The sequence below is a fragment of the Streptomyces sp. NEAU-sy36 genome, assembly GCF_013423905.1.
Classification (GTDB): Bacteria; Actinomycetota; Actinomycetes; order Streptomycetales; family Streptomycetaceae; genus Streptomyces; species Streptomyces misionensis.
In genome coordinates, this window is sequence record NZ_CP058977.1 from 2,074,830 (window position 1) to 2,096,456 (window position 21,627).

Annotated in this window: 20 protein-coding genes; 8 read left to right on the top strand and 12 right to left on the bottom strand. The window is 72.6% G+C overall.

Annotated features, from left to right (window positions below; all coding sequences use genetic code 11):
- Positions 1-45: 45 nt before the first annotated feature.
- The gene (locus HZZ00_RS09460; RefSeq protein WP_180331779.1) at positions 46-756 is read right to left on the bottom strand and encodes a 3-keto-5-aminohexanoate cleavage protein; all 711 of its coding nucleotides are present in this window, start codon (positions 754-756) and stop codon (positions 46-48) included.
- Between the two features lie 122 nt (positions 757-878).
- Entirely contained in the window at positions 879-1,481 is a 603-nt protein-coding gene (locus HZZ00_RS09465) for a hypothetical protein (protein ID WP_070027911.1), read from the bottom strand.
- A 219-nt stretch (positions 1,482-1,700) separates the two neighbouring features.
- On the opposite strand from HZZ00_RS09465, the gene HZZ00_RS09470 reads away from it, so the two are divergent.
- On the top strand, positions 1,701-4,490 hold the full coding sequence (locus HZZ00_RS09470; RefSeq protein WP_180331780.1) for a penicillin acylase family protein: 2,790 nt from the start codon (positions 1,701-1,703) through the stop codon (positions 4,488-4,490).
- A 32-nt stretch (positions 4,491-4,522) separates the two neighbouring features.
- On the opposite strand, the gene HZZ00_RS09475 is transcribed toward HZZ00_RS09470, so the two are convergent.
- Together HZZ00_RS09475 and HZZ00_RS09480 are read right to left on the bottom strand one after the other, a co-directional pair.
- Entirely contained in the window at positions 4,523-5,821 is a 1,299-nt protein-coding gene (locus tag HZZ00_RS09475) for a serine-threonine protein kinase (RefSeq protein ID WP_180331781.1), read from the bottom strand.
- A 79-nt stretch (positions 5,822-5,900) separates the two neighbouring features.
- Positions 5,901-7,124, bottom strand: a complete 1,224-nt coding sequence (locus HZZ00_RS09480) for an exo-beta-N-acetylmuramidase NamZ domain-containing protein (RefSeq protein ID WP_180331782.1) — start codon at positions 7,122-7,124, stop codon at positions 5,901-5,903.
- A gap of 158 nt (positions 7,125-7,282) precedes the next feature.
- Here HZZ00_RS09480 and HZZ00_RS09485 point away from each other — a divergent pair, with 158 nt between their 5' ends.
- The 3 genes from HZZ00_RS09485 to HZZ00_RS09495 are packed head-to-tail and all read left to right on the top strand — an operon-like array spanning position 7,283 to position 10,350.
- Positions 7,283-8,056: an SDR family oxidoreductase gene (locus tag HZZ00_RS09485; RefSeq protein ID WP_107409098.1), complete on the top strand. Its 774-nt coding sequence runs from the start codon at positions 7,283-7,285 to the stop codon at positions 8,054-8,056.
- Positions 8,053-9,732 (top strand): class I adenylate-forming enzyme family protein, encoded by a 1,680-nt coding sequence (locus HZZ00_RS09490; RefSeq protein WP_180331783.1) that lies wholly within the window; start codon positions 8,053-8,055, stop codon positions 9,730-9,732. The genes HZZ00_RS09485 and HZZ00_RS09490 overlap by 4 nt, the downstream gene beginning before the upstream one ends.
- Positions 9,733-9,756: 24 nt before the next feature.
- Positions 9,757-10,350 (top strand): TetR/AcrR family transcriptional regulator, encoded by a 594-nt coding sequence (locus HZZ00_RS09495; protein WP_180331784.1) that lies wholly within the window; start codon positions 9,757-9,759, stop codon positions 10,348-10,350.
- Here the strand turns inward: HZZ00_RS09495 and HZZ00_RS09500 are convergent.
- From HZZ00_RS09500 to HZZ00_RS09520, 5 genes are all read right to left on the bottom strand, one after another.
- Entirely contained in the window at positions 10,289-11,209 is a 921-nt protein-coding gene (locus tag HZZ00_RS09500; protein ID WP_180331785.1) for a LysR family transcriptional regulator, read from the bottom strand. The genes HZZ00_RS09495 and HZZ00_RS09500 overlap by 62 nt on opposite strands.
- Before the next feature lie 356 nt (positions 11,210-11,565).
- Complete coding sequence (locus tag HZZ00_RS09505; RefSeq protein WP_180331786.1) at positions 11,566-12,780, bottom strand: acyl-CoA dehydrogenase family protein; 1,215 nt, start codon at positions 12,778-12,780, stop codon at positions 11,566-11,568.
- Positions 12,781-12,785: 5 nt separating this feature from the next.
- Positions 12,786-13,808 (bottom strand): phosphotransferase family protein, encoded by a 1,023-nt coding sequence (locus HZZ00_RS09510; RefSeq protein WP_180331787.1) that lies wholly within the window; start codon positions 13,806-13,808, stop codon positions 12,786-12,788.
- Between the two features lie 139 nt (positions 13,809-13,947).
- On the bottom strand, positions 13,948-14,466 hold the full coding sequence (locus HZZ00_RS09515) for an NUDIX hydrolase (protein WP_180331788.1): 519 nt from the start codon (positions 14,464-14,466) through the stop codon (positions 13,948-13,950).
- 149 nt (positions 14,467-14,615) lie between these two features.
- Positions 14,616-15,512 (bottom strand): DMT family transporter, encoded by an 897-nt coding sequence (locus HZZ00_RS09520; protein WP_180331789.1) that lies wholly within the window; start codon positions 15,510-15,512, stop codon positions 14,616-14,618.
- Between the two features lie 342 nt (positions 15,513-15,854).
- Here HZZ00_RS09520 and HZZ00_RS09525 point away from each other — a divergent pair, with 342 nt between their 5' ends.
- From HZZ00_RS09525 to HZZ00_RS09535, 3 genes are all read left to right on the top strand, one after another.
- Positions 15,855-16,835 carry a hypothetical protein gene (locus HZZ00_RS09525; protein ID WP_180331790.1) on the top strand — a complete coding sequence of 327 codons (981 nt, stop codon included), beginning with the start codon at positions 15,855-15,857 and terminating at the stop codon, positions 16,833-16,835.
- A gap of 90 nt (positions 16,836-16,925) precedes the next feature.
- Positions 16,926-17,642, top strand: a complete 717-nt coding sequence (locus HZZ00_RS09530; RefSeq protein WP_180331791.1) for a molybdopterin-dependent oxidoreductase — start codon at positions 16,926-16,928, stop codon at positions 17,640-17,642.
- Positions 17,626-18,252 carry a cytochrome b/b6 domain-containing protein gene (locus HZZ00_RS09535; RefSeq protein WP_180331792.1) on the top strand — a complete coding sequence of 209 codons (627 nt, stop codon included), beginning with the start codon at positions 17,626-17,628 and terminating at the stop codon, positions 18,250-18,252. Before HZZ00_RS09530 ends, HZZ00_RS09535 begins: the two co-directional genes overlap by 17 nt.
- 104 nt (positions 18,253-18,356) lie before the next feature.
- Here the strand turns inward: HZZ00_RS09535 and HZZ00_RS09540 are convergent, their stop codons facing one another.
- Positions 18,357-19,754, bottom strand: coding sequence for a gluconate:H+ symporter (locus HZZ00_RS09540; RefSeq protein WP_070027892.1), 1,398 nt, complete (start codon positions 19,752-19,754; stop codon positions 18,357-18,359).
- A 35-nt stretch (positions 19,755-19,789) separates the two neighbouring features.
- Entirely contained in the window at positions 19,790-20,308 is a 519-nt protein-coding gene (locus HZZ00_RS09545; RefSeq protein WP_180331793.1) for a gluconokinase, read from the bottom strand.
- A 140-nt stretch (positions 20,309-20,448) separates the two neighbouring features.
- On the opposite strand from HZZ00_RS09545, the gene HZZ00_RS09550 reads away from it, so the two are divergent.
- Entirely contained in the window at positions 20,449-21,150 is a 702-nt protein-coding gene (locus HZZ00_RS09550; RefSeq protein WP_070027889.1) for a FadR/GntR family transcriptional regulator, read from the top strand.
- Between the two features lie 36 nt (positions 21,151-21,186).
- Here HZZ00_RS09550 and HZZ00_RS09555 read toward each other — a convergent pair whose 3' ends face one another.
- A complete protein-coding gene (locus tag HZZ00_RS09555) occupies positions 21,187-21,561 on the bottom strand; it encodes a YchJ family protein (RefSeq protein ID WP_180331794.1) in 375 nt (124 codons plus the stop codon).
- Positions 21,562-21,627: the final 66 nt, after the last annotated feature.

Below are 21,627 nucleotides of genomic sequence, written 5' to 3' on the forward strand. Positions count from 1 at the left end.
AGGCTCGCGGACGCTAAACGCGTGGAGCCACCGGATTCCGCGCTGCTACGGTCGCGGGCGCAGCACGTGGGCCACCAACTCCGCGTTGGACGCGGCCCGTTCGCCGTCCGGCAGGCACAGCGTGTCCTCCAGGCCGATGCGGGTGGCCAGTCCCAGGCGGCCGGCCAGCCGGACGAGCGGCCAGGTGCCGCCCTCCTCGCCGTGCAGGAGGACCGGACGGCCGTGGCGGTCGCCCAGTTCCGCCAGCAGCGAGCAGGCCGAGTCCCGTGCCGTGGCCGGGTCCGGGTCCGTCACCTCGGCCAGGACGCGCAGCACCCGCGGGGCGAGCGGGGAGGCGGTGAAGCGGGCCGCGGCACCGGTGCCGGACCAGATGCCCGCCTCGACGGCCACGCCCCGGTCCAGCAGCAGCCGCGCGAGGTCCTCGGCACCCGGCTCGTGCCAGTTGACCGAGGCGAAGTCGGGCAGGAGCGTCCAGGAGCGGACGCGGTCCAGGCGGCGGGCCGGGTCGGGTTCGGCCCAGGCGCCGGTCGTCACGCCGATCGGGACCGGGACGCGGGCGCGCAGCGCTTCGAGGGTCGGGGCGAGGACGCGGGGGGAGAGACTGTCGTGACCGCACGGCGACTTGGGGTGGACATGGATCTCCGTCGCCCCGGCCGCGACGGCGTCCGCGGCGGAACGCGCCATGTCCTCGGGGGACATCGGGACGGCCGTGCCGTCCTCGGGCGTCCGCCGCCCGTTGAGACATACCTGCACCATGACCCGATGGTGCCAGGGCCCACCGACGACCACCCCACCGACAAGGGCCCGACGGCCTCCGCGGCGGCGGAGCGCGGGGGTGCGGCATCCCCTGCGCGACCCCCTGATCGAATCCCGTACCGTCAGGCGGAGATCAGCAGCCGGCCCCGCCGGGCGTGGTCCAGGGCCCGCGGGGAGAGCACCGGAAGCGGCACGAGTATCCCGCAGTCCGTGCAGACCGGGCCGGAGGACGGCTCGTGGTCAAGGCCGTACTTCCACACGAGGCGGTCCGCGCCGCACACCGGGCAGCACGACCCCGGCTCCCGCTCCAGCGCGGCGATCAGCCGGCGCAGCACCTCGGCCAGGGGAGCGGAGGGGTGGACCCGCGGGTCGTCGCACCACGCGACGCCGAAGCCGCCCCAGGTCAGCCGGTGCCAGTCGTCCACGCTGCCCGGCCGGCGCAGCCCGTCGTGCTTCTCCCGGCGGCGCCGCTCGGTGAAGCCGGTCTCGTAGGCGAGCCAGACGGACCGGGCCTCCTCCAGTTCCTCCAGTGCGGCCACGAGCCGCGCCGGATCGGGGGAGCGGTCCTCGGGTCCGAACCCGGCCCGCGCGCACAGATGGTCCCATGTCGCCCGATGCCCGTAAGGGGCGAACTTCTCCAGGCACTTGCGCAGCGAGTAGCGCCGCAGCGCCAGATCACAGCCCGGATCGCGTACCTGTCTCGCCAGACTCCGGAAACCGGCCATCGCCCTGCACCTCCGTCACACCTGCACCTGTTCTCCGGTCAGTTCGGCGTCGTCGTACGGACGTCGCCTGATAGACGTATCGACAGGCGCTTCGGCTCCATCTCTTCGCGTGGTTCCTCCCGGGGACTTCCACTGCCCCCGAAAAAGTGACGCGTGTTCATCTTCAACTTGGGGGATACCGGCGGTAACGTTCGCGCACCCCACTCGCTAGGAGCCGCCATGCCACGGCGAACCCCACGTATCGCCCTTGACGGAGTGAGAACGTCCCGCCGACTCCCCGGGTTCCTGAAGTCCGCGTCGGTATGCGTACTGATAGCCGGACTTCTCTCCCCGCTCACCCAGACCGCGGCCACAGCCGCCACCGCGGCCGCGTCCAACGACTACTGCGGCGGCCAGTGTTCGGACATCCTGCCGCCGGGCGAGAACGGCAACGCCACCCTCGCGCAGATCCTGCTCAACCAGGCCTTCGGCACCCAGCCCTCGCACGCCGAGGACCAGCTCGGGCCGTACGCCGACCTGGCCACGGGCTACAAGGGACTGTCCGACTCGACCATCAACAGCTTCTTCAACGACGCCTCCTTCGGCGTCCCGTCCGACCAGGTCGCCTCGACCGAGAAGCCGAACGGGCGCGGCGACGTGACGATCGTGCGCGACAAGAAGACCGGTGTGCCGCACATCACCGGCACCACCCGCTACGGCACCGAGTTCGGTGCCGGGTACGCGGCGGCCGAGGACCGGCTGTGGCTGATGGACGTCTTCCGGCACGTCGGCCGGGGCCAGCTGACCTCCTTCGCGGGCGGTGCCGCCGCCAACCAGGGCCTTGAGCAGGAGTTCTACCGCAACGCCCCCTACACGGAGGCCGACCTCCAGGCGCAGATCGACCGGGCGGTGGCCGGCAACGGGGCCCGCGGCCAGCAGGCCCTCGCCGACGCGAACGCCTACCTGGACGGCATCAACTCCTACATCGACGCCTCCGACAGCGGGCGTTACTTCCCCGGCGAGTACGACCTGACCGGCCACAAGGACGCCGTCACCAACGCCGGCACCATCGACCACTTCAAGATCACCGACCTGGTGGCGCTGGCCTCCGTCATCGGCACCCTCTTCGGCTCGGGCGGCGGCGGCGAGGTCGGCAACGCCCTCTCCCTGATGGCCGCCCAGAACAAGTACGGCGTCGAGGAGGGCACCAAGGTCTGGGAGTCCTTCCGCGAGCGCAACGACCCCGAGGCCGTGCTCACCGTCCACGACGGCCAGAGCTTCCCGTACGGCACCAAGCCCGCCACCGCCAAGGGCGAGGCGCTGCCCGACGCCGGCTCGGTGACCCAGGAGCCGCTGGTCTACGACCGCACCGGCAGCGCGGGCACCTCCGCCGCCCGGACCATGTCCGAGACGGCCGCCAAGTCCACGCTCGGCTCCGCCCACCGGGGCATGTCCAACGCCCTCGTGGTGAGCGGCAAGCACACCGCGAGCGGCCATCCGATCGCCGTCTTCGGCCCGCAGACCGGTTACTTCGCCCCGCAGCTGCTGATGCTCCAGGAGATCCAGGGCCCCGGCATCAGCGCCCGCGGCGCCTCCTTCGCGGGCCTGAGCATGTACGTCGAACTCGGCCGCGGCCAGGACTACTCCTGGAGCGCGACCACCTCCGGGCAGGACATCATCGACACCTACGCCGTCGAGCTGTGCCAGGACGACTACCACTACCTGTACCACGGCACCTGCACCGCGATGGACAAGGTCGAGCAGAAGAACTCCTGGTCGCCCACGCTGGCCGACGGCACCGCCGCGGGCTCGTACACCATGCGGGTGTGGCGCACCAAGTACGGACCGGTGGAGTACCGGGCGACGGTCGGCGGCAAGAAGGTCGCCTACACCACCCTGCGCTCCTCCTACCTGCACGAGGTCGACTCCATCATCGGCTTCCAGATGCTGAACGACCCCGGCTACGTCAAGGGCCCCCAGGACTTCCAGAGCGCGGCACAGCACATCAACTTCACCTTCAACTGGTTCTACGCCGACTCCCAGCACACCGCCTACTACAACAGCGGTGACAACCCGGTCCGCGCGGACGGCGTCGACCCCGAGTTCCCGGTGTGGGCACAGCCCGCGTACGAGTGGCGCGGCTGGAGCCCGGACACCAACACGGCGGACTACACCGCGCCCTCCGCCCACCCCAACTCGATCGACCAGGACTACTACATCTCCTGGAACAACAAGCAGGCCAAGGACTACACCAACGCCTCCTGGGGCGACGGTTCCGTGCACCGCGGCAATCTGCTGGACGACCGGGTCAAGAAGCTGGTCGCGGCCGGCGGGGTGACCCGCACCCAGCTGGTGCAGGCCATGGCGTCCGCGGGCGTGAGCGATCTGCGCGCCGAGGACGTGCTTCCCGAACTGCTCCAGGTGATCAACTCCTCGCCGGTGACCGACTCCACCGCCGCCGGCGCGGTGAGCAGGCTCCAGGCATGGGTGACCGCGGGCGCCCGGCGCACCGAGACCTCCGCCGGCTCCAAGACCTACGCCGACGCCGACGCGATCCGCATCCTGGACGCCTGGTGGCCGCTGCTGGTCAAGGCGGAGTTCCAGCCCGGTCTCGGCAGCGATCTGTACAACGCGTTCACCGGCAACCTGTCCGTCGACGAGGCGCCGTCCGCCGGGCACGGCCCGACCGGCTCGCACGCCGGCAGCGCCTTCCAGTACGGCTGGTGGAGCTATGTCGACAAGGACATCCGGTCGGTGCTGGGCAAGAACGTGCAGGGTCCGCTCGCCGAGAAGTACTGCGGCGGCGGGGACCTCGGCGCCTGCCGGGACACACTGATCAGCACCCTGAAGCAGGCCGCCGGGATGACCGCCGCCCAGGTCTACCCGGGCGACAGCCTCTGCTCGGCGGGTGACCAGTGGTGTGCCGACTCGATCGTCCAGCGCACGCTGGGCGGCATCAAGCACGGCAACATCAGCTGGCAGAACCGGCCGACCTACCAGCAGGTCGTGGAGTACACCGCGCACCGCTGACCCCCGGCCGTCGAACCGGTGCCGGCGGCGGGTCAGGAGACCCGGCCCGCCGCCAGCACCACCCGGGCCAGTTCGGGGTGGAGGATGTCGCTGTGCACCCCGGCCGGTGGTCCGCCGCGGCGGACCACCGAGGCCGCGTCGATGTTCACGCACCCCGTCGCGGGCAGCCCGCCCGCGAGGGCACGGGCCAGATCGAGCGTGACCGTGCCGGGCACCGACTGCACCCCGTCGTGGCCCAGCGCGCCCCAGCGGGGGCCGAGGACGGCCGCGATCTCGTTGCCCAGACAGGACCGGTCGTCCCCGGCCATCCGCGAGGCCAGCGGATAGAAGGTGCCGAGGGCCGCGTCGAAGCGGGAGTAGCAGCACACCAGCGGGCCGTCGACGCGCCGCTGCTGGTCCTTCAGCGCCCCCGACCGGTGCGGGTCGTCGGGCAGCCGCTCGGCGAACGCGTAGTGCGAGAAGGCGCCTTCGAGCAGCGTCACGGACTTCACCGTGCGCACCGCGGAGGGCAGCCCGCGCAGCGCGAACGACACCAGACGGCCGCCGAAGCTGTGCCCGACCAGATGCACCCGCACCCCGGGCGCGACCGCCGCCAGCCTGCCCAGCAGCGGCCCGAGCCCATGCTCGCCGATGGTTCCGGCGCGCCCCTTCATCGTGTAGTACGCCGCCTGCCGCAGCAGTTCCTTGGCGCCTTCCCACGGGTTCGGCAGGCCGAACCCCTCGGCGCCGCCCGGCGCCGCGACCGCGGCCAGCGCGTCGGCGAACTCCGCGCAGGCGGTGGCCGGTTCCTCGGTGAACACGCTCGGCAGCCCCGGCTCGTCGGTGTCGGCGGCGGGCCGCTGCGCGCCGTCGAGCAGCAGTCGCACCAGCCGCCCGAACTCCGTCAGTCCGGCGTCGCCCTCCGGCCGTTCGTCCAGCAGCCGGGCCAGCCGGTCGAGGACGGACGCCCGGCCGGGGAAGACCGCGAGCAGTGCCCGCCGGGTGTCCTTGTCCAGCGCCGGACCGGGCGCCGCCTCCGCCTCCGTCGCCGTCACCGACTTCGGGAAGTCGGGGATCGGCTCGTCGCTGAACCGCATCGAGGGCCAGACCACCCCGACGTACCCGAGGCGCGCGTGCGGCGCGAGACCCGGGAACGGGGCGAAGAAGCCGCGGTAGAGGGCGGTCGCGGCCGAGCGGTCCTCGTTCCAGCCGTGGGCGAAGACGACCAGGTCACGGACGCCGCGTTCCGTGACCTGGGCCAGCAGGTGATCGCGTTCGGAGGGGTCCACGTCCCCGTTCGTGTCGAAGGTCAGCTCCCAGTAGGGAGACACGCTCATCCCAGGATCCGCCATGTCAGGCTCCCTCGCCCCGCGGAAACGTCACGTGCTGTAATTGTCCCGCAACGCAGAGGAGTTGACCAGGGGGCGTGGTTCACCCGTACAGGAGATATTCCTCGCGCATCCGCCGGAACGCGGCCAGTTCCCCCCGCCAGGCGCCCACCACCTCGTCGGTGCCGGCCCCCGCGTCGATCATCGTGCGCACCCGGTCCGATCCGGTGAGCTTGTCGATCCAGTCGTCCGGCCGCCAGGCGAACTTCTCCCACACCTTCCGCGCGGTCACCAGCAACGCGATCCCGGTGCGCACCGGGTCGTAGGCGGCCCGGTCGGTCACATGGACCTGCACCCCGCCGACCGTGGTGCCCGCGAACTTGGAGAAGGTGGGCGCGAAGTACGCCTCCCGGAACCGCACCCCGGGCAGCCCCAGCTCGTTCACGGCCGCCGCCCAGCGGCCGTCGACGCCCTCGGCGCCGAGCAGTTCGAACGGCCGGGTGGTGCCCCGCCCCTCGGACAGGTTGGTGCCCTCGAACATGCACGTGCCGGAGTACACCAACGCCGTGTCGGGCGTCGGCATGTTGGGGCTCGGCGGCACCCAGGGAAGCCCCGAGGCGTCGTAGAAGTCCGAGCGCCGCCAGCCCGTCATCCGGACGGTCTCCAGGGAGACCGGCGCGGCGAGGAACTCCTTGTCGAACAGCCGCGCCAGCTCCGCGACGGTCATCCCGTGCGCCTGCGCGATCGGCTGCCGGCCCACGAACGTGGCGAACTCCTTGTGCAGCACCGGGCCCCGGGCCTCGCGGCCGGTGACCGGGTTCGGCCGGTCCAGCACCACGAAGCGCTTGCCCGCGAGCGCGGCCGCCTCCATGCAGTCGTACAGCGTCCAGATGTAGGTGTAGAACCGCGCGCCCACGTCCTGGATGTCGAAGACGATCGTGTCCACCCCGGAGGCGGTGAAGACGTCGGCGAGGGCCTGCCCGCTCTTGAGGTACGTGTCGTAGACCGGCAGCCCCGTCTCCGGGTCGTCGTAACGGCCCTCGGAGCCGCCGGCCTGGGCGGTGCCGCGGAAGCCGTGCTCGGGGCCGAAGACCGCGGTCAGCCGGACGCGCGGGTCCTCGTGCATGACGTCGACGATGTGGCGGGCGTCCCTGGTGATGCCCGTCGGATTGGTGACGATGCCCGTCTTCCGGCCGTCGAGGAGCCGGTAGCCGTCGGCCGCGAGGACCTCGAAGCCGGTGCGGAAGGCCGCGCGGCCGTGCGGGGGTGGGGCCGGTACGGCCGCCAGGGTGGCTGTGGCCAGGAGGTTTCTTCGGGAGAGGTGCAAGGGGTGCCTCCGTCCGTGCGGAAGGTGCGGGCCGTGTGGCGCGGGTGGCGCGGTTGCCCGCACCCCTTTGAGGTTGGTGCGGCAGCCCTTCCTTCACACATACCGACCGGTTAGTCTGGCCGCGCTGAGCCGAGTCGCGTCGTGTCGTGAGGAGACCGATGGTGCATGCCATGCAGGATGCGGGAGTGGTCGTCACCGGGGCCGGCGGGGGCATCGGGGCCGCCCTCGCCAGACGGTTCGCCGCGGCGGGGGCACGGGTCGTGGTGAACGACCTGGACGCGGCCAAGGCGGCGGCGGTGGCCGGGGAGATCGGCGCCACCGCCGTGCCCGGGGACGCCTCCGCCGTCGTCGAGCAGGCGCGGGACGCGCTCGGCGGGACCGTCGACGTCTACTGCGCCAACGCCGGGGTCGCCTTCGCGGACGGCGACATCCACGCGTCCCTGGATGAGAAGGCATGGGCGCTGACCTGGGACGTCAACGTGATGGCGCACGTCCGCGCGGCCCACGCGCTGCTGCCGCACTGGCTGGAGCGGGGCAGCGGCCGGTTCGTCGCGACGGTGTCCGCCGCCGGGCTGCTCAGCATGGTCGGCGCCCCCTCCTACAGCGTCACCAAGCACGGCGCCTACGCCTTCGCCGAGTGGCTGTCCCTGACGTACCGCCACCGCGGCCTGAAGGTGCACGCGATCTGCCCGGAGGGCGTGCGCACCGACATGCTCGCGGCCAGCGGCAGCGCCGGCGAGGTGATGCTGGCGCCCACCGCGATCGAACCGGAGGACGTGGCGGACGCGCTGTTCCAGGGCATCGAGGAGGACCGCTTCCTGATCCTGCCGCACGCGCAGACCGCCGAACGCTACCGGGGGCGCGGCGCGGACCCCGAGCGCTGGCTGGCCGGCATGAACCAGATCCAGCAGAAGGTGGAGGAGGTGTCGTGAGCGAGTCCCGCTACGCGTCCAAGCCCTGGCTGGCCCTGCTCGACGAGGCCCAGCGCGCCCCCGTCGACCCCGCCGACTCGCTGGTGCACGCCCTGCGCGCCGCGGTCGCCGAGGCGCCCGAGCGCACCTTCCTGAGCTACTTCGACGGCCGGCTGAGCTATCGCGAGGTGGACCGGCTCACCGACTCCGTCGCCGCCGGGCTCGCCGCGCGCGGACTGGAGCGCGGCGACCGGGTGGCCGTACTGCTCCAGAACTCCCCGCACTTCGTGCTGGCCCTGCTCGGCGCCTGGAAGGCGGGCGCCGTCGTGGTGCCGGTCAACCCGATGTACAAGTCGGCCGAGGTCTCCCACGTGCTGCGGGACGCCGAGGTGGCCGCGCTGGTCTGCTCGCAGCGGGCATGGGAGTCGTACCTCAGGCAGACGGCCGCCGACTCGCCGGTGCGGATCGTGCTCACCGCGTGCGAGCGGGACTTCCAGACGCACGACGACGCCCGGGTGCTGTCCTTCGAGCGGCTGCCGCAGGCGCCCGACGCCGAGGACCTGACGGCCGTGGCCCGGCGGGGCGGACCGGCGCCCGAAAGCCGGGACCCGGCACCCGACGACATCGCGCTGATCAGCTACACCTCCGGCACCAGCGGCACCCCCAAGGGCGCCACCAACACCCACCGCAACATCATGTACAACGCGGAACGGCAGCGCACCGGGCTCCAGCTCCCGCCGGGACCCGTCTACTTCGCGCTCGCGCCGCTGTTCCACATCACCGGCATGGTCTGCGAGCTGGGCGCCTGTCTGAGCAGCGCGGGCACCCTCGTGCTCGCCTACCGGTTCGATCCCGGCGTCGTCCTGGAGGCGTTCGCCGAGCACCGCCCGCACTTCACGGTCGGCCCCTCCACCGCCTACATGGCCCTGGCCGCCCACCCCGACGCGTCCCCGGAGCACTTCTCCTCCTTCGCGCACCTCGGCTCCGGCGGCGCCCCGCTGCCGCCCGCGCTGGTCGAACGGTTCCGGGAGCGGTTCGGGGCGTACATCCACAACGGCTACGGCCTCACCGAGTGCACCGCCCCCTGCGCCTCCGTGCCGACCACTCTGGAGGCGCCGGTCGACCCCGTCTCCGGGACCCTCGCGGTCGGGCTGCCCGGCCCGGACACGGTGGTGCGGATCGTGGACGACCGGGGCGCGGAGGTGCCGTTCGGGGAACAGGGCGAGATCGCGGTGCGCGGCCCCCAGGTGATCCCCGGGTACTGGCGGCGACCGGACGCCACCGCCGAGACCTTCCCGGACGGCGAGCTGCGCACCGGCGACATCGGGTTCATGGACCCGCAGGGCTGGCTCTACGTCGTGGACCGCAAGAAGGACATGATCAACGCGGCCGGGTTCAAGGTGTGGCCGCGCGAGGTCGAGGACGTCCTCTACACCCATCCGGCGGTGCGCGAGGCGGCCGTCGTGGGCGTGCCCGACGGCTACCGCGGGGAGACCGTCAAGGCGTACATCAGCCTCCGTCCGGGGGCCGGAGCGGACCCGGATGAACTCGCCGTGTACTGCAAGGAGAGACTGGCGGCCTACAAGTATCCGCGCCAGGTGGAGATCCTGCCCGAGTTGCCCAAGACGGCGAGTGGGAAGATCCTCCGTCGGGAACTGCGTTCCCGCGGCGGTGGCGGACAGCACGGGACCAAGTGACATCACGGAAGGCAGGTGGCGGCAGTGCCCAGGACGACGGACGGCGACGGAGCCCCTGTTCCGCAGCGGCTCCTGGCCGCCGCCACCCGGCTCTTCGCGGAGCAGGGCTACGACCGCACCTCCGTGCAGGAGATCGTGGAGGCGGCCGGCGTCACCAAGGGGGCGCTGTACCACTACTTCGGCTCCAAGGACGACCTGCTGCACGAGATCTACGCGCGGATGCTGCGCGTCCAGCAGGAGCGGCTCGACCACTTCGCCGGCATGGACGCGCCCGTGGAGACGCGGCTGCGGGGGGCCGCGGCGGACGTCGTGGTGTCCACCATCGAGAACCTGGACGACGCCTCGATCTTCTTCCGCTCCATGCACCAGCTGAGCCCGGAGAAGTACAAGCAGGTACGGGCCGAGCGGCGGCGCTACCACGAACGCTTCCGCGCGCTCATCGAGGAGGGCCAGCAGGCGGGCGTCTTCTCCACCGCGACCCCGGCCGACCTGGTCGTGGACTACCACTTCGGCTCGGTCCACCACCTGTCCACCTGGTACCGCCCGGACGGTCCCCTCACCCCCCAGCAGGTCGCCGACCACCTGGCGGACCTGCTGCTGCGGGCGCTGCGCCCGTGAGGTGACGGACGAGGGCCCGGGCCGCCGGGTTCCCCGGCGTCGCCCCGCGCCCGGCCAGGACGACGGTACGGCCGGGCTCCGGCTGCCGTATGCGCACACACGGCAGCCCCGCCCGCTCCCCGATGGCGCGGGGCACGAACGCCACCCCGATCCCGGCCCGGACCAGCTCGACGAGCAGCCCGATCTGGGTGACGTCGCAGGTGATGCGGCGGTCCAGGCCGCAGTGGGCGGCCAGCCGGCGCACGGCCGTCTCCAGGCCGGTGCCCGCCCGGAAGTCGACGAACGGCTCGTCGGTCAGGTCCCGCAGGAGTGTCCGCCCCGCGCGGGCCAGCGGATGCCCGGGGGCGGTGATCAGCACCAGTTCCTCCTGCCAGGCGGCGTGCGCGTGCAGCCCCGCGGGCAACTCCCGGGCGTCCGGCGCGAGATACGCCAGATCCAGCTCACCCGCGCGCAGCGCCTCGGTCAGCTCGGCGACGGTGGCGTCCCGCACGGAGACCTGGATGCCGGGGAACTCCCGGTGGAACGCGGCGAGTTCGGCGGGCAGATCGACACAGGTGAGCGTCTGGATCGTGCCCACGGCCACCCGCCCGGCCGCCAGCCCCGCCACCGCGGCGACCGCGTCCCGCGCCTCGGCGGCGCCGGCGAGCAGCGCACGGGCCCTGGGCACGAGGGCCCGCCCGGCCTCGGTGAGCACCACCGTGCGGCCCGTGCGGTCGAACAGGTCGGCGCCCAGCTCGCGTTCGAGGTTGCGGACCGACACGCTCAGCGCCGACTGCACGATCAGCTCGGCGCGCGCGGCCGCGGTGAAGCTGCCCTCGGTCACCACGGCCATGAAGTGCCTGAGCTGGCGGATCTCCATCCGCCCATCGTAGAGAACCATTCATAAAAGCGATGGCTCCCAGCGAATCCATCTGTTGGACCGGTGGACGGCCCGCGCGCCACGCTGGACGCATGACACGCAGACCCTCGCCCCTGTCCCGCCTCCGCTCCTTCCTCGGCGCCCTGCTGCGCGCCGACCACACCTACTTCGGCGGTTACTAGGGCCTCTCGTCTGGATCATGCCGGGCTCGCGGGGTCTGGCACGCACATCTGCGGCGTTGTCGTCGGTCGCCAACGCTCCGCGTTGACTCCCTCCTCCGCCTTGCATCTGCACGCACCAGACCCCGCTCCCTGATCCGGCCTGATCCAAACGAAAGACCCTAGTCCTGGCGGCTGCTACAGGTACTTCTTCAGCTCCCGCCGGGCCAGTGACCGCTGGTGGACCTCGTCGGGGCCGTCGGCCAGCATCAGGGTGCGGGCGGCGGCGTAGATCTCGGCCAGCGGGAAGTCCTGGCTCACCCCGCCCGCGCCGTGCAGCTGGATGGCGCGGTCCAGGATGGCGACCACCGCGCGCGGCGTGGCGATCTTGATGGCCTGGATCTCGGTGTGCGCGCCCCGGTTGCCGACGGTGTCCATCAGCCAGGCCGTCTTCAGCACCAGCAGCCGCAGCTGCTCGACCGTCACCCGGGCGTCGGCGATCCAGTTCTGCACCACGCCCTGCCGGGCCAGCGGCTTGCCGAACGCCGTGCGGGAGACCGCCCGGCGGCACATCAGCTCGATGGCCCGCTCGGCCATGCCGATCAGCCGCATGCAGTGGTGGATCCGGCCGGGGCCGAGCCGGGCCTGCGCGATGGCGAAGCCGCCGCCCTCCTCGCCGATCAGGTTGGTCACCGGCACCCGCGCCCGGTCGAAGACCACCTCGGCGTGGCCGCCGTGGAAGTGGTCCTCGTAGCCGAACACCCGCATCGCCCGCCGGACGGTCACACCGGGCGTGTCGCGCGGCACCAGGACCATGGACTGCTGGCGGCGGATGTCCGCGCCGTCCGGGTCGGTCTTGCCCATCACGATGAAGATCCGGCAGTCCGGGTTCATCGCCCCGGAGATGTACCACTTGCGGCCGGTGACGACGTACTCGTCGCCGTCCCGCTCGATCCGGGTGGTGATGTTGGTGGCGTCCGAGGAGGCCACCTCCGGCTCGGTCATCGCGAACGCCGAGCGGATCTCACCGGCCAGCAGCGGCTCAAGCCACTGCTTCTTCTGCTGCTCGTTGCCGAACTGCGCCAGCACCTCCATGTTCCCGGTGTCGGGCGCGGCGCAGTTCGTCGCGGTGGGCGCCAGCTGCGGGGAGCGCCCGGTGATCTCGGCGAGCGGCGCGTACTGGAGGTTGGTGAGCCCCGCGCCGTACTCGGCGTCGGGCAGGAACAGGTTCCACAGGCCCTGCCGCCGGGCCTCGGCCTTGAGCTCCTCGACGACCGGCGGGGTCTGCCAGGGCGAGTCCAGCGCGGCCCGCTGCTCCTCGGCGACCGCCTCGGCCGGGTACACGTGCTCGTCCATGAACGCGAGCAGCCTGGCCCGCAGCTCCTCGGTGCGCGCGTCGAACGCGAAGTCCATGACGGTCAGCCTTCCTGAAGAGTGGTCAGTCCGTGGTCGATGAGGACGGGCACGAGAGCGCCCATGCGGTCGAAACCGCGGCCGACCGTCTGGCCGAGGGTGTAGCGGTAGTGGATGCCCTCGACGATCACGGCGAGCTTGAAGAAGGCGAACGCCTCGTACCAGGAGACGGCCGAGACGTCCCGCCCGGAGCGGGCCGCGTACCGCTCGATCAGTTCCGCGGGGGCCGGGTGCCCCGGTGCCTCGGCGGTGGTGGCCACGGGCGAGTCGGGCACGTCGAGGCTGCGGCTGTACATCACCAGCAGACCGAGGTCGGTCAGCGGATCGCCGAGGGTGGACATCTCCCAGTCGAGGATCGCGGTGATCCGGTCGTCGGCCCCGATCAGCACGTTGTCCAGGCGGTAGTCGCCGTGCACGACGGCGGGCGCGGGGGAGGCGGGCAGCCGGCGGCCCAGGGTGGCGTGCAGCTCGTCGATGCCGGGCAGGTCGCGATTGCGGGAGGCGTCCAGCTGCTTGCCCCAGCGGCGCAGCTGCCGGTCCAGATAGCCCTCGGGCCGGCCGAAGTCGCCGAGGCCCACCCCGGCGGGGTCCACGGCGTGCAGCTCGACCAGCGTGTCCACCAGGGACAGCACCGCGCTGCGCACCCGCTCCTCGCCCAGCGCGGCCAGCTGCCCGGAGGTGCGGTACGGGGTGCCCTCCACGAACTCCATCACGTAGAACGGCGCGCCCAGCACCTCCTCGTCCTCGCACAGCAGCACAGGGGCGGGGACCGGTACGGAGGTGGGGTGCAGCGCGCTGATCACGCGGTGCTCGCGCCTCATGTCGTGCGCGGTGGCCAGCACATGGCCGAGCGGCGGCCGGCGGACGACCCACCGCGAGGCGCCGTCGGTGAGCGCGTACGTGAGGTTCGACCGGCCGCCCTCGATCAGCCGTCCGCCGAGGGGGCCCCGCACCAGACCGGGACGCTCGCGCTCCAGCAGGAGGCGCAGCCGGTCCAGGTCGAGTCCGGGCGGGTGGTCGGCGCTCATATTCACTCCAACGAACGGTCGTACAGGACGCGATTCATGATGCCGACCGGTCGGTATGTCGTCCAGTGCGTACGGCGAACATGGCGGGAAACGTGACCGGGGCCACGGCACGCCCGGCGGCCCGCCGGGCGGCGCGGGATCAGTTGCCGGCGGCCCGGAACTCCGCCAGCCGCCGGTACGCCGCCAGCCCGTCCGGCACCCACTCCCACTCGCCGAGCCGCCGTTCGACCTCCTCGTCGGTGAGGAAGCCGTACCACTGCACCTCTTCCCTCTGCGGGTCGACCGGCAGCTCGCAGCGCACCTCGTACACCGCCGACCACCAGGAACGGCCGGCCCCGTCGTCGTAGAGGAACGTGAACAGGTGCGTGGGCCGGGGCAGTCCGGAAACCCCCAGCTCCTCCTCGGCCTCCCGCAGCGCCGCCTCGTCGTACGACTCGCCCGCGCCGACCACCCCGCCGACGAACGGGTCGTACAGCGAGGGGAAGACCAGCTTGGTGGCAGTGCGCCGGTGGACGAACAGCCGCCCGGCCGCGTCCCTGGCCTGGATGAAGACGCAGCGGTGGCGCAGCCCCCGGGCGTACACCTCGCCGCGCGGCAACTGCCCGACGACCCGGTCGTGTTCGTCGACGATGTCGAGGATCTCGTCAGCAGGGTTCATGACCTCATCCAAACACGGGCGCGCACGGGCGGCGGTTCGGCGGCGCTGGAGGTGACGGCGGCCGGTCGTGGTGCGGAAGGTCAGGGCGGCCGGTCGTGGTGCGGAAGGTCAGGGCGGCCGGTCGTGGCGCCGGAGGTCAGGGCGGCCGGTCAGCGGCGCTGGAGGTCGCGGGCCGGCGGCTCCGCCTCCGTCGCGCCGCACGGCATCGCCGGGTGCATCCCGAGCAGGACGATGCCCGCGACCACGGCCGCGAGCCCGGCCGCCTGCCAGGCCAGCGCCCCGGTGTCGGTACGCAGCCGGTCGCCGAGGAAGCCCACCCCGCACAGGATTCCGGCCAGCGGCTCGGCGGCGGTGAGCGCGGGCAGCGACATCCGCAGCGGCGCCGTCTCGAACGCGCTCTGCACCAGCACCAGTCCGGTGACCCCGCACGCGAACACCCCGTACGGCTGCCAGCTGGTGAACAGTTCACCGAAGCCGCCGTCGGAGAAGAGGGTGCCGCTCACCCGGGTCAGCGCGTCCTGCACCCCGTAGAGCAGCCCGGCCGCCAGGGCCAGCAGCACCGGGCCCCAGCTGAGCCGGGAGCGCTTGGCGTACGTGGTGAGCGCGAGCGCCGCCCCCACCACCAGGCCGATGATCAGCCAGTGCCGCAGCGGATCGGCGATGGCGGTGCCGGCGCGAGGTTCACCCGCCATGATGAACGCGCTGACCCCGCCCGCGAGCAGCAGCAGCCCCGCCCACCCCTGGCGGCCCAGCGGCTGCTTGGTCTGGTGGCGCGACAGCGCGAGCGCGAACAGCAGGTTGGTGGCCAGCAGCGGTTCCACCAGGGAGATCTCGCCCTTGCCGAGGGCGACCGCGCCCAGCACCATGCCGGCCACCATCAGCCCGAGCCCGCCCAGCCAGCGCGGCACCCGCATCAGGTCCAGCAGCAGCCGGAACGACAGGAAGTCGCTCAGCGGCGCCTGCTGCGCGGCGTTCTGCTGGAGCACGAAGCCGAGGCCCAGACAGCAGGCCGCGCTCACGGCGAGGAGGAGAACCAGAACGGACACGCTGCGTACCTCGATCATCCGGCCGGACCACGGACGCGTAGGGGCCGACTGTAGCGCTCCCGGGGCGGCATTGCCCCGGAAGGACCCGGAAACGGGCGGTTGCCCCGCCATGGTCGGCGCCCCGGACGCGGGGCGCCATGGCGTACGCCACAGCCGCACGCCCGGAACTCGTCCGGAGTGTGGCCGCCCCACGGCACCCTCCCCGGGCATATACCCCAATTTCCTTGGCCCGCACGGTAGTTGAACCCATCAACAGGCGCGTTCCGCTTGACGCAAACCTTGGCCTGCGGGTTTGCTGTCCGTGATCGGCCGATGGCAGCCCGAGAAACAGGAAGTCCCGCGGTGTCACCACTCCCGCCCCTGCTCGTCGCCCGCCGGGTCCGCACGGACGGGCCGGGACCCACCGCCCCGGCCGCCCCCGGCGCCTACGACGACGCCCTCGACGACCCCGAACTACGCACCGCCCGCGCCGCGTTGGGCCAGGGCCGCAGACAGGCCGCCCGCTCCCTGCTGCTGCGCACCGGCGACGACTGGGACCGCCGTGGCCACCGGCTGGCCGTGCTCGCCCGCGAGCCGTGCGCCGCCGCCTGGGCCCGGGACTGGCTGAAGGCCGAACCCGCCTCCGCCGACGCCGCCGCCCTGCTCGCCCTCGCCCGGGTACGGCGCGCCCTGCGCGGCCGGGAGGACCCCGGCCGGGCCCGCGCGGCCTGCGCGCGGGCCGCCGCGCTCGCCCCCGGCGACCCCACCCCCTGGCTCGGCCTGCTCCGGCTGGCCCGCACCCAGGGCGCCGACACCGAGGTGCTGGACGCCTTCACCGAGGTGCGCCGCCGCCACCCCGAGCACCACCACGCCCACCACCTGCTCGTCGCCCGCCTCGCCGAACGCCCCTCGGGCGGCCGGGCCGAGTCCCACGAGGTGTACGACTTCGCCGAGGCGGCCGCCGCCGCGGCCCCCGCCGACTCCCCGCTGGCCGTCCTGCCGGTCGTCGCCCTCGCCGAGCGCCACCGGGTGCTCGCCGCCACCGGGCTCGCCCCGGCCGACCCCAACGTCTCGGCGCACTGGAGCGGGCCGCGTGCCCGGCGGATCCTGCGGGCCGGCTTCGACTGGTGGCTGGAGTGGGAGCACGACGAGCACCCCCGCCGGCACATCGACCTCAACCACCTCGCGTTCGCGCTGTCCGCCGCGGGCCGCCCGGCGGAGGCCGCCGTCCTGTTCCGGCGCATCGGCCCGCACGCCACCCGCGTCCCCTGGTGCTACCCGCACCGCGACCCCTGGCTCGCCTTCCGCACCGCCCGCGCCCGTGCCCTGCGGGCACCGGCCTGAGCGCCGCGCCGCGGACGCGAGTCCTTACGAAACCCTGACCAGCGCCCGGAAGCCCTGGTCAGGCGCCGCCCCCGGTGCTCGAATGAAGGGGTGAACCCCGAATCCCCCGAGGAACGCGGCGGTACCCCCGTCGGCCGCCGCGTCTTCCTCGGCACCCTCGGCCTGGGCGCCCTCGGCGTGCTCACCGCGCCCGCCCTGCAACGCGGCCTGGAGTCCCTCGCCGGCAAGGACCCCACGGGCCTGAGCGGCCTGCTCCCCAACGGCGGCGGCTTCCGCTACTACTCCGTCGCCGCGTCGGTGCCGGACAAGAACGCCGCCGACTACCGCCTCACCATCGGCGGCCTGGTCGACCACCCCCGCACCTACACCCTCGCCGACCTGCGCGCCCTGCCGCAGACCCGGCTGGTCAGGGACGTCCAGTGCGTCACCGGCTGGCGGGTGCCCGGTACCCCCTTCGAGGGCGTGCGCCTCTCGGACCTGCTGGACGCCGCGGGGGTCCGCCCGACCGCGAGGGCCCTGCGCTTCACCTGCTTCGACGGCACCTACACCGAGAGCCTCACCCTCGCCCAGGCCCGCCGCCCGGACGTCCTGGTCGCCCTGCGCATGCAGGACAAGGACATCGGCCACGACCACGGCGGCCCCGTCCGCCTCTACGTCGCCCCCATGTACTTCTACAAGTCGGCCAAGTGGCTCTCCGGCATCACCGTCACCGACCGGGTGCGGCCCGGCTACTGGGAGAAGCTGGGCTACGACGTGGACGCCTGGGTCGGCCGCTCGAACGGACGCACCGATGAACCCACCGGCTGACGCCCCGGCCCGCCCGGCCACCCGGCTGCGCCGCTTCAGCCGGGCCGAACGCTGGGTGCACCGCACCACGGCCGCGCTGATGGGGGTGTGCGTGCTGACCGCGGCCGTCCTCTACATCCCCCAGCTCGCCGTGCTGGTCGGCCGCCGGGAACTGGTGGTCCGCGTCCACGAGTGCGCCGGGATCGCGCTGCCGGTTCCCGTCCTGGTGGGCCTGGCCTTCCGCGCCTTCCGCGCCGACCTGCGGCTGCTGAACCGGTTCGGTCCGCACGACCGGCTCTGGCTGTGGGCGGCCGCGCGCCGCGACCGGCGGCACGGCGCCCGCCCGGCGGGCAAGTTCAACGCCGGGCAGAAGATCTACGCCGCCTGGATCGCCGGCGCCGCCCTCGTGATGCTCGGCACCGGCCTGGCGATGTGGTTCACCCATCTCGCCCCGCTGGTCTGGCGCACCGCCGCCACCTTCGTCCACGACTGGCTGGCCCTCGCCATCGCCGTCGTCCTCGCGGGCCACATCGGCATGGCACTGGGCGACCCGGAGGCCCGGCGGGGCCTGCGCACGGGGACGGTGAGCGGGGAGTGGGCGCGACGGGAGCACCCGCTGTGGCGTCCGTGAACGACGCGCGCGCCCCCCGACCGCACCCGGGAACGCGTCCGCCCCCTCGCCGGCCGCGCGGGCCGTCGAGGGGGCGGATCGTCACCGTCGTGTGCGGGGGGGGGCTAGACGACCAGTGACAGCAGCAGGATCAGCGCGCCGCCGACCACCGACAGGATCGTCTCCATGATCGACCAGGTCTTGACGGTCTGTCCGACGCTGAGCCCGAAGTACTCCTTCACCAGCCAGAAGCCGGCGTCGTTGACGAAGCTGAAGAAGAGCGAACCCGCACCGATCGCCAGCACCAGCAGGGCCGTGTGCGCGGTCGACATGTCGGCCGCGAGCGGCGCGACCAGACCGGCCGCCGAAACCGTCGCCACCGTCGCCGAGCCCGTCGCCAGCCGGATCACCACGGCGATCAGCCAGGCCAGCAGCACCGCCGGGATCGACCAGTTCTTCGAGACGTCCAGGATCATCTGGCCGACACCGCAGTCGATCAGCGTCTGCTTGAAGCCGCCGCCCGCGCCGACGATCAGCAGGATGCCCGCGATCGGCATCAGGCCCTTCTCCACCGTCGCCTGGAGCCGCTCCTTGCTGAACCCGGCGGGCCGGCCCAGCGTGAAGAAGCCGACGATCACGGCGGCGAGCAGCGCGATCAGCGGGGCGCCGATCACGTCGAAGGCACGCTGGGTGGTGTTGGCGGGGTCGTCGATGATGATGTCCACCAGCGCCTTGACCAGCATCAGCGCCACCGGCAGCAGGATGGTGACCAGCGTGGCGACGAAGCTCGGACGACGCTTCAGCTCATCGGAGGGGCGCTGCGGCAGCATCCGGTCCGGCGGCGGGACGTCCACCCAGCGGGCCGCGACCTTCGAGAACAGCGGACCGCCGACGATCACCGTCGGGATGGCCACCAGGATGCCGAACGCCAGCGTCACGCCCAGATTGGCGTGCAGCGAGGAGATCGCGACCAGCGGGCCGGGGTGCGGCGGGATCAGGCCGTGCATCACGGACAGACCGGCGAGCGCCGGGATGCCGATGCGCATCAGGGAGTAGTTGCCGCGCTTGGCGACCATCAGCACCACGGGGATCAGCAGCACGATGCCGACCTCGAAGAAGATCGGCAGGCCGATCACGGAGGCGATGAGCACCATCGCCCACGGCATCGCCCGGCCGCCGGCCTTGGCGAGGATCGTGTCCACGACCTGGTCCGCGCCGCCCGAGTCGGTGAGCAGCTTGCCGAGCGTCGCGCCCAGCGCGATCAGCACGCCCGTGCTCGCGACCGTGGAGCCGAGCCCGGTGGTGAAACTGGTGAGCACCTTGTCGAGCGGCGCTCCGGCGGCCGCTCCGAGCGCCAGCGACCCGATGGTCAGCGCCAGGAAGGCATGCAGCTTGAACTTGGTGATGAGCAGGACGATCACCACGATGCCCACCAGGGCGGCTATGCCCAACTGGGCGTGCCCGGCGGAGGTGATCGGCGGAGGGGCGTCCGCTGCCAGCATCTCGACGCTGAGTCTGGTCACGGGAGTTCCTTGCGGTTACGGGGTTGGGGAGGGTGTTACGCGGATGCGGTGGACAGCCCGGCCAGCGCCTGGACGGCGCGCTCGGTGATCTCCTGGGGATCTCCGCTGACGTCCACGGCGACACCCGCCTCGTCCGGCCCCAGGGGTTCCAGCGTGGCGAACTGGGAGTCCAGCAGCGCGGTCGGCATGAAGTGCCCCTGACGCTGCCTCATCCGGTCCTCGATCAGCTTCCGGTCGCCCGAGAGGTGCACGAACACCACACCGGGCGCCACGGCCCGCAGCCGGTCGCGGTACGACCGCTTCAGCGCCGAGCTGCTGACCACCCCGCCGAGCCCGGCCCGTCCGTGCGCCCAGTGGCCGATGGCGTCCAGCCAGGGCCAGCGGTCGGCGTCATCGAGCGGGATCCCGGCCGACATCTTGTCGATGTTGGCCTTCGGGTGGAAGTCGTCGCCCTCGGCGTACGGCACGCCCAGTCGCGCGGCGAGCAGAGGACCGATCGTGGTCTTGCCCGTCCCCGCGACGCCCATCACGACGACGACCTGGGGGGTTCGCATTACTGCCTCGCTGTCTTCCTCGACATCCGACGCCACGGCGGCGTCGCCACACTGAAACCCATTAGGTACGACGAATTCAAGAGACTGTGACATTTAAGTCTGACTTTTTGTTCCCGTGACCTACGCCGTACGCTGAGTGCATGAGCACACCGGGCCGGGGGCTGCACGGCCGCGTACTGGACACCCTCGGCCCCGCGATCACCGCGGGCGAGTACCCGCCGGGCAGCATCCTGCGCACCGATGAACTCGCCCAGCACTTCGAGGTGTCACGCTCCGTGATGCGCGAGGCGGTGCGGGTGCTGGAGTCCATGCACCTCGTCGAATCCCGCCGCCGGGTGGGCGTCACCGTCCGGCCGCGCTGCGAGTGGAACGTCTACGACCCGCAGGTCATCCGCTGGCGACTGGCCGGCGCCGACCGCCCCCACCAGCTGCGCTCGCTCACCGTGCTGCGCTCCGCGATCGAACCGGTCGCGGCCGGGCTCACGGCCAGGCTCGCCACCGCCGAACAGTGCGCCGAACTCACCGAGTGCGCGCTCGGCATGGTCGCCCACTCACGCGGCCACCGGCTGCGCGAGTACCTGTTCCACGACGTCGCCTTCCACCGCGTCATCCTCAGCGCCTCGGGCAACGAGATGTTCGCCCGCCTCGGCGACGTCGTCGCGGAGGTGCTCAGCGGCCGCACCCGGCACGAGGTCATGTTCGAGGACCCCGACCCCGCGGCCGTCACCCTGCACGTCCAGGTGGCCGAGGCGGTCCGCGCCCGCGACGCGGTCCGTGCCGAGGAACTCACCCGGCAGATCACCGTGGGCGCCCTCCAGGAACTGGACATCCTGGCGCCCTGACCGGCGTGCTCGGGCCCACAGCCGAGTGACGGGCCCTCAGTCGAGGAAGTCGCCGTCCACGTACACCCACGCCCCGTCCACCCGCTCGAAGCGGCTGCGCTCGTGCAGCGAGCCGCCCCGGTAGGAGGCGCGGAAGGTCACCGTGCCGGTGGTGTGGAACGCGGACCCGCTGCCGGCGTCCAGGATCTCCAGGCCGGTCCACCGCAGCCGCGGATCGAGGTCCAGCCGTTCCGGCCGGGTCCGCGGATGCCAGGTGCGCAGCAGGTACCCCGCGTCCCCCTTGACGAACGCGCAGTACCGCGACCGCATCAGCAGCTCGGCGGTCGGCGCGCTCGCGGCCCCCGAGTGGAAACGGCCGCAACAGGCGTCGTACGGCTGCGGAAGCCCGCAGGGGCAGGTGCGCGTGCTCATGCGTCCCATTGTGCCGGGGGCCGGGGAGGCGCCCGCCGCCGGGCGGGTGCAGAGTGGAAATGCCGG